This window comes from Pseudomonas sp. 34 E 7 (genome assembly GCF_900005715.1).
In the GTDB taxonomy this organism is placed as follows: Bacteria; Pseudomonadota; Gammaproteobacteria; order Pseudomonadales; family Pseudomonadaceae; genus Aquipseudomonas; species Aquipseudomonas orientalis_A.
Window position 1 is genome coordinate 131,573 of the sequence record NZ_CVTX01000145.1, and the last position, 13,792, is coordinate 145,364.

The 13,792-nt window shown below is 61.0% G+C and carries 16 protein-coding genes; 8 read left to right on the forward strand and 8 right to left on the reverse strand.

Annotation, left to right across the window (positions count from 1 at the left end):
* Positions 1–9 precede the first annotated feature (9 nt).
* The 3 genes from BFP96_RS15125 to trpB form a co-directional block, all read right to left on the reverse strand.
* Positions 10–1,671 (reverse strand): FAD-dependent oxidoreductase, encoded by a 1,662-nt coding sequence (locus BFP96_RS15125; RefSeq protein WP_065936512.1) that lies wholly within the window; start codon positions 1,669–1,671, stop codon positions 10–12.
* Positions 1,672–1,847: 176 nt separating this feature from the next.
* A complete protein-coding gene (gene trpA / locus BFP96_RS15130) occupies positions 1,848–2,657 on the reverse strand; it encodes a tryptophan synthase subunit alpha (RefSeq protein ID WP_065897843.1) in 810 nt (269 codons plus the stop codon).
* Positions 2,657–3,883, reverse strand: a complete 1,227-nt coding sequence (gene trpB, locus BFP96_RS15135) for a tryptophan synthase subunit beta (protein WP_065936513.1) — start codon at positions 3,881–3,883, stop codon at positions 2,657–2,659. The genes trpA and trpB overlap by 1 nt, the downstream gene beginning before the upstream one ends.
* A 111-nt stretch (positions 3,884–3,994) precedes the next feature.
* Between trpB and BFP96_RS15140 the strand changes: the two genes are divergently transcribed.
* Entirely contained in the window at positions 3,995–4,891 is an 897-nt protein-coding gene (locus BFP96_RS15140) for a LysR family transcriptional regulator (RefSeq protein WP_065897844.1), read from the forward strand.
* Here the strand turns inward: BFP96_RS15140 and BFP96_RS15145 are convergent.
* On the reverse strand, positions 4,888–5,214 hold the full coding sequence (locus BFP96_RS15145) for a DUF883 family protein (protein ID WP_003170746.1): 327 nt from the start codon (positions 5,212–5,214) through the stop codon (positions 4,888–4,890). The two genes, BFP96_RS15140 and BFP96_RS15145, sit on opposite strands and share 4 nt — an antisense overlap.
* A gap of 157 nt (positions 5,215–5,371) precedes the next feature.
* On the opposite strand from BFP96_RS15145, the gene BFP96_RS15150 reads away from it, so the two are divergent.
* Complete coding sequence (locus BFP96_RS15150) at positions 5,372–5,587, forward strand: dodecin (RefSeq protein ID WP_065886743.1); 216 nt, start codon at positions 5,372–5,374, stop codon at positions 5,585–5,587.
* 116 nt (positions 5,588–5,703) lie between these two features.
* Entirely contained in the window at positions 5,704–5,928 is a 225-nt protein-coding gene (locus BFP96_RS15155) for a DUF1161 domain-containing protein (RefSeq protein WP_065895256.1), read from the forward strand.
* A 60-nt stretch (positions 5,929–5,988) separates the two neighbouring features.
* Here the strand turns inward: BFP96_RS15155 and BFP96_RS15160 are convergent, their stop codons facing one another.
* On the reverse strand, positions 5,989–6,990 hold the full coding sequence (locus BFP96_RS15160; protein ID WP_065933608.1) for an LLM class flavin-dependent oxidoreductase: 1,002 nt from the start codon (positions 6,988–6,990) through the stop codon (positions 5,989–5,991).
* 215 nt (positions 6,991–7,205) lie between these two features.
* Here BFP96_RS15160 and BFP96_RS15165 point away from each other — a divergent pair, with 215 nt between their 5' ends.
* Both BFP96_RS15165 and BFP96_RS15170 read left to right on the forward strand, forming a co-directional pair.
* Positions 7,206–7,637, forward strand: a complete 432-nt coding sequence (locus BFP96_RS15165; protein ID WP_065886746.1) for an OsmC family protein — start codon at positions 7,206–7,208, stop codon at positions 7,635–7,637.
* A gap of 203 nt (positions 7,638–7,840) precedes the next feature.
* Entirely contained in the window at positions 7,841–8,080 is a 240-nt protein-coding gene (locus BFP96_RS15170) for a DUF1161 domain-containing protein (protein ID WP_065886747.1), read from the forward strand.
* Here the strand turns inward: BFP96_RS15170 and BFP96_RS15175 are convergent, their stop codons facing one another.
* Positions 8,081–8,503: a PA0061/PA0062 family lipoprotein gene (locus BFP96_RS15175; RefSeq protein ID WP_065895258.1), complete on the reverse strand. Its 423-nt coding sequence runs from the start codon at positions 8,501–8,503 to the stop codon at positions 8,081–8,083.
* Between the two features lie 96 nt (positions 8,504–8,599).
* On the opposite strand from BFP96_RS15175, the gene BFP96_RS15180 reads away from it, so the two are divergent.
* Entirely contained in the window at positions 8,600–9,643 is a 1,044-nt protein-coding gene (locus BFP96_RS15180) for an aminopeptidase (RefSeq protein WP_065936514.1), read from the forward strand.
* Positions 9,644–10,156: 513 nt separating this feature from the next.
* On the opposite strand, the gene BFP96_RS15185 is transcribed toward BFP96_RS15180, so the two are convergent.
* Positions 10,157–10,816, reverse strand: coding sequence for an HAD family hydrolase (locus tag BFP96_RS15185; RefSeq protein WP_065936515.1), 660 nt, complete (start codon positions 10,814–10,816; stop codon positions 10,157–10,159).
* Positions 10,813–11,355 (reverse strand): gamma carbonic anhydrase family protein, encoded by a 543-nt coding sequence (locus tag BFP96_RS15190; RefSeq protein WP_065886751.1) that lies wholly within the window; start codon positions 11,353–11,355, stop codon positions 10,813–10,815. Before BFP96_RS15190 ends, BFP96_RS15185 begins: the two co-directional genes overlap by 4 nt.
* Positions 11,356–11,456: 101 nt before the next feature.
* Between BFP96_RS15190 and prlC the strand changes: the two genes are divergently transcribed.
* Both prlC and BFP96_RS15200 read left to right on the forward strand, forming a co-directional pair.
* Positions 11,457–13,508, forward strand: a complete 2,052-nt coding sequence (prlC, locus tag BFP96_RS15195) for an oligopeptidase A (RefSeq protein WP_065895261.1) — start codon at positions 11,457–11,459, stop codon at positions 13,506–13,508.
* Positions 13,505–13,780 carry a YheV family putative zinc ribbon protein gene (locus tag BFP96_RS15200; RefSeq protein WP_065886753.1) on the forward strand — a complete coding sequence of 92 codons (276 nt, stop codon included), beginning with the start codon at positions 13,505–13,507 and terminating at the stop codon, positions 13,778–13,780. Before prlC ends, BFP96_RS15200 begins: the two co-directional genes overlap by 4 nt.
* Positions 13,781–13,792: the final 12 nt, after the last annotated feature.

The window sequence follows — 13,792 nt, forward strand, 5'->3', positions numbered from 1 at the left end:
CTTACTTGTTCACGGCACGGACATCTCGTTACGGAACACGTTGTGCGGGTCCCAATGCCGCTTGGTGCGGCGCAGGCGGCTTTCGATCATGAGGTCGGGGACGAAAATCTTGTACCAGTAGGGGTTTTTCGGCTTGGCCGGGTTGCCGTCCTCATGAGTCATGTCCAGGTCCGGGTAGTTGATATAGCAACCCTCGAACTGGTCATTGAGGGGCACCCCCCGATCATTGGCGAAGGCGTTGAAAAACAGTCCCTGAATCCATCGCGCGTGGGCCTGGTCCGCCGCCTCGCCGGCCTCCTGCCAATAGCACTGCGGTTGCCACTTCAGATAGGACGAGCGCTGTGAGGCCGACGACTCTTTGCGAACCGCCGGTGTGGCCTCATTGATGCGCCCGCCAAACGACTGGATTTGTATCAGGCTCTGGGTCAGGTATTGATCGGGGTCGTCCCAGTGCAGCGTGTCCCAGATCGCCTGGAGCACCTGAGGGGTGAATTCGCCCTTCTGATAGGCCGACTTGTAGCGCCCGCGCAGATTGTCCCCTGAACCATTCAAGGTTTGCTGGCACACCAGCCAATCCAGGCGTCGCGTGGCCGCCAATGCGTCGGGCAATGCTTTGATGGCGCGTCCACTGGCGCCGCCGCTTGGCATATGCACAACGTAAAACGGCACCAGGCATTCGGTCGCAGGCAGGCCAATGGCATCGAGCATTTTTGCGACGAAATCTTCAAAGGGCGCCTGGTCCTTCAGCCCTCCGTCGCGATCGACGTAGTGAATGCCCAGGGTCACATTACCGGTGTGCGGATGGCGCATCTCCAGTTTGGTCGCCAACCCCCACGTGTCGGGATTGCTTTGGTTGAGGGCGAACCAGTTCTGATAGGCGATAAGCAGGTTGTCGAGCCTGGACTTATCGGTCAGCAGGGACCAATCCCATTGCAGCACCAGCCAGAGCACTTCCTTCGGCGCCTCGGGCAACGTCTTGAAATAGTAGCTGGTGATGATGCCGAACTGACCGCCACCGGCGCCGCAGCACGCCGCGAAGAGGTCGAGCTCGTCAGGGTCTGTGCTGTCTCGCGAGACATGCACGGGGGTCAGGCCGGTGCCCTGTGCATTGGGCACCAACATATCCACACCGTGCAGCCAATCGCACACCAGGCCATGCTTGCGTGACAGCAACCCATAGCCGCCCCCGCAGATATGCCCGCCCAGGCCGACCGAATAGCATGAGCCGCCCGGCAGTGTCTTATTGGCCAGCTTGTACAACCTGACGTAGGCGTCCCAATTCTGCGCACCGGCCTCCAGGCGAAAGCTGTAGCGCTCGGGCCGCGCGGGGACCAGGTCGGAAGCCAGTTGCCCATCGGCGGCGTAGACCATCTGATTCAGCGGGCTGATATCCAGGATCGATAACACCTCGTCGCTGTTGCCGGGCATTTTGTTGGAGACGAAACCTTCGTAACAGTGACCACCGCTTCGAACCGTTATACGACCGTGGGTGATCGCCAGCGCTTCGGCGGCGGCGTCGACGATGTCCTGGGTACTGTGGCAGAGGTAGATGCGGCTGGCGCCATTGGGCGACGATTCGCCCTGCACATTGCCCAACGGCCAGCGCAGGTTGAAGCCTTTCTGCAGGGTGGAATGACGGGGGTCTGAAGACGTGATGAGATCAAATGCCATGATGTACTCCTTAAGAGCCAGGGATGACTTCTGATGCAGCTAACTTAACAACCGGGGGGCAAGAACTGCGGGGGGCTTGCAGAGGCGGTTAGACGACAAGAGGCATGAAGTGCTTGTGGGGGGTGACGGCATGTCACCCCCCCACAAGCCTAGCGCAAGAATCCGGACCGGTGCAGTTACCGACGTGCGTTGCGCACGCCTTCGGACAGCGCCGCGCAATGGCTCAATACGCCATCGATCGCTTGCTGGTGGCTGTCGGCGTTGGCGATGTGATCGATCAGTGCAGACCCCACCACCACCCCGTCCGCCAGGCGCGCGATGGCCGCCGCTTGCTGCGGTGTACGGATGCCGAAGCCTATACTGATCGGCAGGTCGGTATGGCGACGCAAGCGGCTCACGGCTTCTTCGACGTGCTCCAGGGTGGCCGCGCCGGCACCGGTCACGCCCGCTACCGACACGTAGTACACAAAGCCGGAGCTGCCGTTGAGCACCGTCGGCAGGCGTGCGTCATCAGTGGTCGGCGTGGTCAGGCGGATAAAGTCGATACCCGCCGCCTGGGCCGGATCGCACAGTTCGCCGTTATGTTCAGGCGGCATGTCCACCACGATCAGCCCGTCTACGCCCGCTTCCTTGGCGTCGGTGATGAATTGCGGGACACCGTACTTGTGGATCGGGTTGAAGTAGCCCATCAACACCAGGGGCGTGTCGTTGTTGTCTTTGCGGAACTCGCGGACCATCTGCAGGGTTTTCGCCAGGTTCTGCCTGGCCTCCAGCGCGCGGATGTTGGCCAATTGGATGGCCGGGCCATCGGCCATCGGGTCGGTGAAGGGCATGCCCAACTCGATCACGTCGGCTCCGGCAGCGGGCAGGCCTTTGAGGATGGCCAGCGAGGCGTCATAGCCCGGGTCGCCGGCGGTGACGAAGGTCACCAGGGCGGCGCGGTTCTGCTCTTTGAGTTGCGCGAAGCGCGTTTGCAGGCGGCTCATCAATGTTTCTCCTGCTGGGACTGTTCCATATGGTGCATGACGGTCTGCATGTCTTTGTCGCCTCGGCCGGACAGGTTGATCACCATCAGGTGCTCCTTGGGCAGGGTCGGTGCGCGTTTGAATACTTCGGCCAGGGCGTGCGCGCTTTCCAGCGCCGGAATGATCCCTTCGAGGCGGCAGCATTTGTGGAAAGCATCGAGGGCTTCATCGTCCGTCACCGAGGTGTACTGGACACGGCCGATGTCGTGCAACCAGGCGTGCTCAGGGCCGATGCCGGGGTAGTCCAGGCCTGCGGAAATCGAGTGTGCGTCGATGATCTGGCCGTCATCGTCCTGCAGCAGGAAGGTGCGGTTGCCGTGCAGTACGCCGGGCACCCCGCCATTGAGGCTGGCGGCGTGCTTGCCGGTTTCGATGCCATGACCGGCCGCTTCAACGCCGATGATCTCGACGCTGGTGTCATCCAGGAACGGGTGGAACAAGCCCATGGCATTGGAACCGCCGCCGATGCACGCCACCAGGCTGTCCGGCAGGCGGCCTTCCTGGGCTTGCAATTGGTCGCGGGTTTCCTTGCCGATCACGGCCTGGAAATCGCGCACCATGGCCGGGTACGGGTGCGGGCCGGCCACGGTGCCGATCAGGTAGAAGGTGTCGTGGACATTGGTGACCCAGTCACGCAGGGCCTCGTTCATCGCGTCCTTCAGGGTGCCGGTGCCGGCGACCACCGGGATCACCTCGGCGCCCAGCAGCTTCATGCGAAACACGTTGGCCTGCTGGCGCTCGATGTCGGTGGTGCCCATGTAGATCACGCATTGCAGGCCAAAGCGCGCGGCGACGGTGGCAGTGGCCACGCCGTGCATGCCGGCGCCGGTCTCGGCGATGATGCGTTTCTTGCCCATGCGCCGCGCCAGCAGGATCTGGCCGATGCAGTTGTTGATCTTGTGCGCGCCGGTGTGGTTCAGCTCTTCGCGCTTGAGGTAGATCTTGGCGCCGCCGCAGAATTCGGTCAGGCGTTCAGCGAAGTACAGCGGGCTTGGACGCCCGACGTAATCGCGCTGGAAGTAGGCCAATTCCTCGTTGAACGCCGGATCGATCTTGGCCGCTTCGTATTCACGGGCCAGCTCGAGGATCAACGGCATCAGGGTTTCAGCGACGTAGCGGCCGCCGAACGCACCAAACAGGCCGTTGACGTCAGGGCCGTTGCGCAGGTCGGTCTGGGACTGAGTCATGGGACGCTCCAGGAAAGAAAGGGGTGTGGGAAATAATGAGCACCACTCTACCCCTGCCGCTCTGGGCTGAAAACCGATAAGATCGCCGTAACCTGTCAGGAAAACTCACAGATGAGCCGAGACCTTCCACCACTCAATGCGCTGCGCGCCTTTGAAGTCACTGCCCGCCTCAGCAGCGTCAGCCAGGCTGCGGAGCACTTGCATGTCACCCATGGCGCAGTCAGTCGCCAATTGAAAGTGCTGGAAGAACACTTGGGCGTCAGCCTGTTCGTCAAGGAGGGCCGCGGCCTTAAACTCACAGATGCAGGGGCAAGGTTACGCGATGCCAGCGCCGAGGCGTTCGAGCGTCTGCGCGATGTGTGTGCCGAACTCACCCAGCGCAGCGCCGACGCGCCCTTCGTACTGGGATGCTCGGGCAGCTTGCTGGCGCGCTGGTTGATACCGCGTCTGGGGCGCTTGAATGCTGACTTGCCGGACTTGCGTCTGCACCTGTCTGCCGGTGACGGCGACCTCGACCCCAGGCGCCCCGGCCTTGATGCCCTGCTGGTATTCGCCGAGCCGCCTTGGCCGGCGGATATGCAGGTATTCGAGCTGGCCAGCGAGCGCATCGGCGCCGTCATGAGTCCACGCTTCGCCGGCTATGAGCGCCTGCGCCAGGCACCGGCCCAAGCCTTGCGTGGCGAACCTCTCTTACACACCACGTCGCGTCCGCAAGCCTGGCCCAGTTGGGCGCAGCAACACGGGATCGAGCCCGACGCGCTGAAACTCGGCCAGGGTTTTGAACATTTGTATTATTTGCTGGAAGCGGCGGTGGCAGGACTGGGCGTGGCGATTGCGCCACAACCGCTGGTGGCGGAGGACCTGCGTGCGGGTCGCCTGGTGGCGCCGTGGGGCTTCAGTGAAACCCCGGCGCACCTGGCGTTGTGGCTACCCAAGCGCGCCGCAGATGGGCGCGCCGGGCAATTGGCGCAGTGGCTCAAGGCTGAGCTGGCGCGCCAACCTGTTTAGTCGCCGCGTTTGCACAGCAGGTAGGCTGCCAGCAGACCCAGAGCACCGACGGCAACGCCGGCGGTGGTCCATGGGTGCTCTTGTGCGTAATCGCGAGTGGCAACGCCGGTTTCGCGGATTTTGACTTTGCTTTCTTCGTACGCGTCGCTGATCAGGTGGCGCGAGTGCTTGAGGGCATTCTCGGCATTGCTTTTCAGGGCCTTCAGCGTTTTGCGCGACTCATCGGATGCGTCGTCCTTGAGGCTCTCGAGGGATTTGAGCAGGCTCGAAATCTCGGCTTCCATGCTTTCCAGCGACGCTTTGCGTAAAGAAGTGTTGGCCATTTGGACATCTCCTGAAGTGATTGAGTGGCGTGTGTAGATACCGACTGCGGCCGTTTCAGAAAGTGCATTAAATCTGAACTTTCGTGGCCGAGCGGTCGCCTCAAGCAGTACGAATATTCACTGCTAGTCTTGATTGACGACCTACAGGAGAAACACCATGAGCGAACATCACACCTACAAGAAAGTCGAATTGGTGGGCTCATCCACCACCACCATCGAAGATGCGATCCAGAATGCCCTGGCCGAAGCCAGCAAAAGCCTCAAGCATCTGGAATGGTTTGAAGTGACTGAAACCCGTGGGCATATCGAGGATGGCAAGGTCGCGCACTATCAGGTCACCCTGAAGGTGGGATTCCGAATTGCCAGTAGTTGATCGGGCGCGCGGAACTTTGACCGCTGGCCGATTGCCATAACCTGCGCTACACCCAATGCATGCCGACGCCCTGAGCGTCGGCATGCTCTTTTCGACCAGCGCAAGGAAAGTATCGGATGAAGAAGTTTCTGTTGGCGGTAGGTTTGTTGAGCATTGCAGGCACGGCCCTGGCGGCGGGCAAGCCTTGTGAAGAGCTCAAAGGCGAACTCGCGGCAAAGCTTGATGCCAAGGGCGTTCAGCACTATTCGCTGGATGTTGTGGATAAAGGCGCTGCCGCCGATGGCCAAGTGATTGGCAGTTGCGAAGGCGGCACCAAGGAAATCGTCTACAAGCGCGGTTAATCCCGTGTTGCAGACATAAAAAACCGACGCAGGCGCGTCGGTTTTTTTTTCGCCTGGGGTTTAGCCCTTCATCACCTGCGCCAGCAGCTCGTAGGAATGAATCCGGTCGGCGTGCTCATACAGGTCGCAGGTAAAGATCAGTTCGTCGGCGCCGGTCTGTTCGATCAGCACCTCCAGTTTGGCGCGGATCTTCGCCGGGCTGCCCACCATCGCCAGGCCGAGGAAACTGCCCACCGCTTCTTTCTCGTGGGGCAGCCACAGGCCGTCCATGGTTTTTACCGGTGGGCGCTGCACCAGGCTTTGCCCGCGCATCAGCGCGAGGATGCGCTGGTACACCGAGGTGGCCAGGTAGTCGGCCTGTTCGTCGGTGTCAGCGGCGACCAGAGGAATGCCGAGCATCACGTAGGGCTTGTCCAGCACCGCCGAAGGCTTGAAGTGATTGCGGTACACCCGAACCGCCTCATGCATCAGGCGCGGTGCGAAATGTGAGGCGAAGGCGTAGGGCAAGCCACGTTCACCAGCCAATTGCGCACTGAACAGGCTCGAGCCCAGCAACCACACCGGCACATTGGTGCCGGTGCCCGGGACTGCGATCACCCGCTGATCGGGCGTACGCGGGCCGAGATAGGCCATCAGTTCGGCCACGTCTTGCGGGAAGTCGTCCGCGCTGCCGGAGCGTTCACGGCGCAGGGCGCGGGCGGTCATTTGATCGGAACCGGGCGCGCGGCCCAGGCCCAGGTCGATACGGCCAGGGTACAGGCTCTCCAGGGTGCCGAACTGCTCGGCGATCACCAGCGGCGCGTGGTTGGGCAGCATCACCCCGCCGGAGCCGACGCGGATAGTCGAGGTCCCACCGGCCAGGTAACCCAGCAATACCGAGGTAGCCGAGCTGGCAATACCGTCCATATTGTGGTGCTCAGCCACCCAGAAACGGTTATAGCCGAGCTTTTCCACGTGCTGGGCAAGGTCCAGAGAATTGCGTAACGATTGCGCCGCACTGCCGTTGGCGCGTACGGGCACCAGGTCGAGGGTCGAGAACTTCACGTCGGACAGCGATTTCATAGCCTGCTTCTCCAATAGGGGCGCAGGCTTCTTAGACGAACCAAAACCTGCCGCTTCATGTGCATGGTCTATGCAATGAGGGCATATACCCGAGATTCAATAGCAGCCATGAAATTTCCTACTTATTTGGTAGGTCTTTCCGACAAGATGAACTTTGCGACGGCGTCTATCCTCAGAACCTTACTGACGCAAAATCACCGTTCGAGGAGAAAGCTATGAGTATCGTTAAAAAGGCATCCGCGCATTGGGAAGGCGATCTGAAGACTGGCCTGGGTTCGATTTCCACCGAGACCGGCGTGCTGCGCGAAGCGCCCTATGGCTTCAAGGCCCGCTTCGAAGGCGGCAAGGGCACCAACCCTGAAGAACTGATTGGTGCGGCCCACGCCGGCTGCTTCTCCATGGCGTTCTCCATGATTCTCGGCGACGCAGGCCTTAAGGCTGACAGCATCGACACCGAAGCCCAGGTGACGCTCGACCAGGTCGAGGGCGGTTTTGCGATTACCGCTGTGCACCTGGTGCTTAAAGCCAAGATTCCAGGCGCCAGCCAGGCGCAGTTCGACGAACTGAGCAAAAAGGCCAAGGAAGGGTGCCCAGTGTCCAAAGTGCTGAATGCAACCATCACCCTGGATGCCACGCTCCTGAACTAACCCCTGGACAGTGTGGAAGGGGGCTTGCCCCCGATAGCGGTGGGTCAGCCGAAGAAATTTAGCTGATCCACCGCTATCGGGAGCAAGTCCCCTCCTACATTTTGTTCTGCGTTAAATCAGAACTCGTGTTTCATAAATGTGGTCCTATAGCCTATGCAGCCTAGACGCACACCCGTGCGCAATGCATTCAGGGAGCTACACACATGAAACGTTTTGCTTTGGCGGTCATCTGCGGCGTATTGGCCACTTCGGCCATGGCCGCGCCAAAAGACTGCGAAGAGCTGCGCAAAGAAATCGAAGTCAACATCCAGGCCAAGGCGATCCCGTCCTACACCCTGGAAATCATCACCGCCGAAGAAGCCAAGAATCATGACAGCGCCATGATTGTCGGTTCCTGCGAAAACGGCACCAAGCGCATCATCTACCAGAAGAACAACGACTGATCAGATGCAGTTCACGCTGCGCTCTTCGGCCAGCAATTGCCGCGCCGGGTCGTACAGGCGGATGTTGGGCGTGAAGGCCAATGAGCGCCCTTCCAGTATGTAGCGTTGGCCGGCCTGGAAATGGTCGTACTGCAAGGTCATGAAGCAGGTTCGATACATCATCTGGCTCAGCCCCCCCAGCCCTCCTCCGGCGGGCACTTCGAAGTCGAAGCGCACCATCAGTTCGTGGGCCCCGGGCGGCATTTGGAAATAGCGCCCGTCTTCGAGGTATTTCCCGTCCAGGCGCTGAGCCATGACCAGTTTGGCGCCCGGGGTTGGCGTGGTGAAATCGACCCAGGCCTGTTGCGGGTCGACGGGCGGGATCGGCGTCGATGCGCAAGCGCTGAGCAACAGGGCGGCGACGGGGTACAAAAGCTGGCGCATGGCAGGAACTCAACGCGAGAAGATATTTTGAGTATAAACACGCCATCACGTGGAACCTTCAAATTCGATTCAAGCGTACCCAGGAGCGGTCGCGGCATGATCAGGCGTTTTCTTCCTGGGTTGCTGGTGATGCTGCTCAGCGGCTGCTCCAGCGTCAGTTACTACGGCCAGTTAGCCAGTGGCCAGTGGCAACTGCTGCGGGCGCGGGAACCGGTGGCCGAAGTCATCGCCGATCCGGCTCGTCCTCAAGGGTTGCGTGAGCATCTGCTTCAGTCCCAGAAGGCCCGTGCGTTCGCCAGCGAACAGCTGCACTTGCCCGACAATCAAAGCTACCGGCTGTATGCCGATATTGGTCGACCCTATGTGGTGTGGAATGTCTTCGCCACGCAGGAATTTTCTCTGTCAGCGCAAAACCACTGCTTCCCCATCGCCGGTTGCGTGGCCTATCGCGGCTACTACAGCCAGGGCGCCGCGCGTGGCGAAGCGGCATTGCTGCGCCAACAAGGCATGGACGTGTCGATTGGCGGCGTCGAAGCCTATTCCACACTGGGCTGGTTCAATGACCCGATCATCAGTTCGATGATGAACTGGGGCGATGAACGTCTGGCCACCCTGATCTTCCACGAGCTGGCGCATCAGCGCTTCTATGTGAAGGACGACACCGAGTTCAATGAGTCATTTGCCAGCTTTGTCGAGCAGGAAGGTACGCGACAATGGCGCGCCGCCCGTGGGCTGGCGCCGCTGAGCGATGCGACGTTGCAGCAGCGCGACCAGTTTACCCAGTTGATTCTCGCTACCCGCAAACGCCTGGAAAACCTTTACGCCCAGCCATTGGCGGCCGAGGTGATGCGCCAGGCCAAGGCCGCGCAGTTCGAGCGCCTGCGCCGTGAGTACCGCCACCTGCGCGACAGCCAGTGGGGCGGTGACAAGCGTTATGACGCGTGGATCAACCAGCCGATGAACAACGCGCGGCTGCTGCCGTTCGGGCTGTATGACCAGTGGGTACCGGCGTTTGCGGCGTTGTTTGCGCAGGAAGGGCGGGATTGGGTGAAGTTCTATCGGGCGGTGGAGACGTTGGGAGGGCTGCCGGTGGAGCAGCGCAGGGCGGCGTTGAGGCGGTTGGAGAAGGTTGACCAGTAGGGCCTCATCGGGGCATAGGTATCTACACAACTCTGTAGCGCTCAACCGTAACCACGATGCGAAGCGAGTCGCTCTTGATCTGCTTTTGATCTTGATCTCAGGCGCCCCGTTAAACCACGCTGGCCGAACGCAGGCTTGAATCCGTGGGTAACCCGGCAGGACGCCGGGTTAGCCGCGGATTCAAGCCTGCGTTCGGGCACACCGAGCCCAAGCGAGGTGCCGAGTGGTGGGGCAAGAGCCTTTTGGTTACTTTGGGGCTTTTCCAAAGTGACCCGCCGTCAGGGCGGAACCCTAAGTTGCCGTTACCTAAAGAATGGATATGTACTCGATCTGATCCAACATCCTGGTCGGCCCAGAGGCCGCCATCGGGGGCAAGCCCCCTCCCACATTTGGGCCGAGGTGTATCAGATGGGTTGTGTAGAGACCTATGCTCATCGGGGGCAAGCCCTCTCCCACATTTTGAGCGGTGTACACAGGTCAATTGTGGGAGGGGGCTTGCCCCCGATGGCGGCCTCAAGTCCGCCGCAAAAACGCCTGATGCATTTCTGCCAACGTCTCAAAATGCCAGGTTGGCGCTTCGGCATTCAGCTCTTCAAAGCTGCCAAACCCATAACCCACTGCCACCGAGTCGAGCCCATTGCTGCGCGCGCCGATCAGGTCATGCTTGCGATCACCGATCATCAAGGTGGTGTCCGGGTCCAGCCCTTCTTCACGCATCAGGTGGGCGATCAGCTCGACCTTGTTGGTGCGTGTGCCATCCAGCTCGCTGCCGTAAATCACCTTGAAGTGCTTGGCAAAGTCGAAATGCCGCGCGATCTCACGGGCGAATTCCCACGGCTTGGAGGTCGCCACATACAGTTGGCGGCCCTGGCTGTTCAGTTCTTCGAGCAATGGCATCACGCCGTCGAATACCTGGTTTTCATACAGCCCCGTGACCTTGAAGCGCTCGCGATAGAAATTCACCGCTTCCCAGGCTTTGGCCTCGTCGAAGCCATAGAACTGCATGAACGCCTGCAGCAACGGCGGGCCGATGAAGTGTTCGAGCCGGGTCAGGTCCGGCTCGTCGATGCCCAGTTTGCCGAGGGCGTACTGGATCGAACGGGTAATGCCCTCGCGCGGGTCGGTAAGGGTGCCGTCCAGGTCGAACAGCACGGTCTGGTGGTGCAGGGTCATTGGTCGAATCCTTGCGCGATGTGCAGGTCTTTGAGCTTCACGTAGTTCGCCGCGCTGTAGGTGAAAAAGGCACGCTCCTTGTCGGTCAGCGGGCGGACCTGTTTAACCGGACTGCCGACATACAAAAAGCCGCTGTCGAGTTTCTTGCCCGGCGGCACCAGGCTGCCGGCCCCGATGATCACATCATCCTCCACCACGGCGCCGTCCATGACGATGCTGCCCATGCCGATCAGGATGCGGCTGCCCACCGTGCAGCCATGCAGCATGACTTTATGGGCGATGGTCACGTCGTCACCGATCAACAGCGGGAAGCCGTCCGGGTTGAACGGGCCGGCGTGGGTGATGTGCAGCACACAGCCGTCCTGCACGCTGGTGCGCGCACCGATACGGATGCGGTGCATGTCGCCGCGAATCACCGTCAATGGCCAGACCGAGCTGTCGGCGCCGATTTCGACATCGCCGATCACCACCGCCGAAACATCGACAAACGCCCCGGTGCCCAGGGTTGGCGTGTGATTCTGATAGGTGCGAAGGGTCACGATAGCCTCTCTCTGTTGTACTGATAGCTGCGGTGGGTGTTGATTGTAATTAAGATGGCCCCATCTTTGTCTTATCTGTTTCTTCAGCCAAGGTGCCAACCGTGAGCGCGAACAACCCTCTTCTGCAGCCCTACGACCTGCCGCCGTTCTCGGCGATCCGTGCCGAGCATGTCCAGCCGGCCATCGAACAGATCCTGGCCGACAACCGTGCAGCGATCGCAGACATCCTGCAAAGCCAGGGCAAAAATCCGACATGGGCGGGCCTGGTCCTGGCCATGGACGAGCTTAATGATCGCCTGGGCGCGGCCTGGAGCCCGGTCAGCCACCTCAACGCCGTGTGTAACAGCGCCGAGTTGCGCGAAGCCTATGAGGCTTGCCTGCCGGCATTGAGCGCCTACTCCACCGAGATGGGGCAGAACCGTGAACTGTTCCAGGCCTTCGAAGCCCTGGCCAACAGCCCGGAAGCCGCCGGTTTCGATGTGGCGCAAAAAACCATCCTGGAACACGCCCTGCGCGACTTCCGCCTGTCGGGTATCGATTTGCCGCCCGAGCAGCAGAAGCGCTACGCCGACGTGCAAAGCAAGCTGTCGGAGCTGGGCAGCAAATTCTCCAACCAGTTGCTGGACGCCACCCAGGCCTGGACCAAACACGTCACCGACCAGGCCACCCTCGCCGGCCTGACCGATTCGGCCAAGGCGCAAATGGCCGCCGCCGCCCAGGCCAAAGGTCTCGATGGCTGGCTGATCACCCTCGAATTTCCCAGCTATTACGCGGTAATGACCTACGCCCAGGACCGTGCCCTGCGTGAAGAAGTCTACGCGGCCTACTGCACCCGCGCGTCGGACCAGGGCCCGAATGCCGGTCAGAACGATAACGGCCCGGTGATGGAACAGATCCTCGACTTGCGTCAGGAACTGGCTCAATTGCTGGGCTACGCGTCGTTCGCCGAACTGAGCCTGGCCACCAAAATGGCCGAGTCGAGCGATCAGGTGTTGAGTTTCCTGCGCGATCTGGCCCGGCGCAGCAAGCCGTTCGCCACCCAGGACCTGCAGCAGCTCAAAGCCTACGCCGCTGAACAGGGTTGCCCTGATCTGCAAAGCTGGGACAGCGGTTTCTACGGCGAAAAACTGCGCGAGCAGCGCTACAGCGTGTCCCAGGAAGCCTTGCGCGCCTACTTCCCGATCGACAAGGTATTGGGCGGCCTGTTCGCCATTGTGCAGCGCCTGTACGGCATTGAAATCGCCGAACAGAAAGGTTTCGACGCCTGGCACCCGGACGTGCGCCTGTTCGAGATCAAGGAAAACGGCCAGCACGTCGGCCGCTTCTTCTTTGATTTGTATGCCCGCGCCAACAAGCGTGGCGGTGCCTGGATGGACGGCGCCCGCGACCGTCGCCGCACCATCGATGGCGTGCTGCAAAGCCCGGTGGCCAACCTGGTGTGCAACTTCACCCCGGCCGACAGTGGCAAGCCTGCGCTGCTGACCCACGATGAAGTCACCACCCTGTTCCACGAGTTCGGCCATGGCCTGCACCACCTGCTGACCCGCGTTGAACACGCCGGCGTATCCGGTATCAATGGCGTGGCCTGGGATGCGGTGGAGCTGCCGAGCCAGTTCATGGAGAACTGGTGCTGGGAGCCTGAAGGCCTGGCGCTGATTTCCGGTCACTACGAAACCGGTGAACCGCTGCCCCAGGACCTGCTGGAAAAAATGCTCGCGGCGAAGAATTTCCAGTCCGGCCTGATGATGGTGCGCCAGCTCGAGTTCTCGCTGTTCGACTTCGAACTGCACGCCACCCACGGCGACGGACGCAGTGTGGCGCAGGTACTCGACGGTGTGCGCGATGAAGTCTCGGTGATGCGTCCGCCGGCCTACAATCGTTTCCCCAATAGCTTTGCGCATATCTTTGCCGGCGGTTATGCGGCGGGTTACTACAGCTACAAGTGGGCCGAAGTGCTCTCGGCGGATGCCTTCTCCAAGTTCGAAGAAGACGGCGTGCTCAATGCCCAGACCGGTCGCGCCTTCCGGGAAGCGATACTGGCACGGGGCGGTTCCCAGGAGCCGATGGTGTTGTTCGTCGACTTCCGCGGACGGGCGCCGTCGATTGACGCACTCTTGCGCCACAGCGGCCTGAGTGAGGACGCGGCAGCATGAGTGAAGGGCCTGTGATTACCAAAAAGCAATTTATCGCCGGGGCGGTCTGCCCGGCGTGCAGCGAGCCGGACAAGCTGAAGATGTGGACCGAGGACAACGTGCCGCACCGCGAATGTGTGGCCTGCGGCTATACCGATACGCTCAATGATCAGGGGCTGTCAGTGCCCAGGGAGTTGGGCACGCGGGTCAATACCTCGGCGTTGAAAGCGCCGGCGGACCCGAAGGTGCAAGCGGTGCAGTTCTTTCCTAACCCGAAGCTGAAAAAAGACTAAAGCGGCACTTAA

Coding starts and splice junctions, on each gene's coding strand:
- BFP96_RS15170 (WP_065886747.1), top strand. CDS start 7,841: ATGAAACGTTTTGCTTTGGCGGTCATCTGCGGCGTATTGGCCACTTCG.
- BFP96_RS15140 (WP_065897844.1), top strand. CDS start 3,995: ATGAGCCGAGACCTTCCACCACTCAATGCGCTGCGCGCCTTTGAAGTC.
- BFP96_RS15155 (WP_065895256.1), top strand. CDS start 5,704: ATGAAGAAGTTTCTGTTGGCGGTAGGTTTGTTGAGCATTGCAGGCACG.
- BFP96_RS15175 (WP_065895258.1), bottom strand. CDS start 8,503: ATGCGCCAGCTTTTGTACCCCGTCGCCGCCCTGTTGCTCAGCGCTTGC.
- BFP96_RS15125 (WP_065936512.1), bottom strand. CDS start 1,671: ATGGCATTTGATCTCATCACGTCTTCAGACCCCCGTCATTCCACCCTG.
- BFP96_RS15185 (WP_065936515.1), bottom strand. CDS start 10,816: ATGACCCTGCACCACCAGACCGTGCTGTTCGACCTGGACGGCACCCTT.
- BFP96_RS15160 (WP_065933608.1), bottom strand. CDS start 6,990: ATGAAATCGCTGTCCGACGTGAAGTTCTCGACCCTCGACCTGGTGCCC.
- trpB (WP_065936513.1), bottom strand. CDS start 3,883: ATGACTCAGTCCCAGACCGACCTGCGCAACGGCCCTGACGTCAACGGC.
- BFP96_RS15145 (WP_003170746.1), bottom strand. CDS start 5,214: ATGGCCAACACTTCTTTACGCAAAGCGTCGCTGGAAAGCATGGAAGCC.
- BFP96_RS15150 (WP_065886743.1), top strand. CDS start 5,372: ATGAGCGAACATCACACCTACAAGAAAGTCGAATTGGTGGGCTCATCC.
- trpA (WP_065897843.1), bottom strand. CDS start 2,657: ATGAGCCGCCTGCAAACGCGCTTCGCGCAACTCAAAGAGCAGAACCGC.
- BFP96_RS15180 (WP_065936514.1), top strand. CDS start 8,600: ATGATCAGGCGTTTTCTTCCTGGGTTGCTGGTGATGCTGCTCAGCGGC.
- BFP96_RS15200 (WP_065886753.1), top strand. CDS start 13,505: ATGAGTGAAGGGCCTGTGATTACCAAAAAGCAATTTATCGCCGGGGCG.
- BFP96_RS15165 (WP_065886746.1), top strand. CDS start 7,206: ATGAGTATCGTTAAAAAGGCATCCGCGCATTGGGAAGGCGATCTGAAG.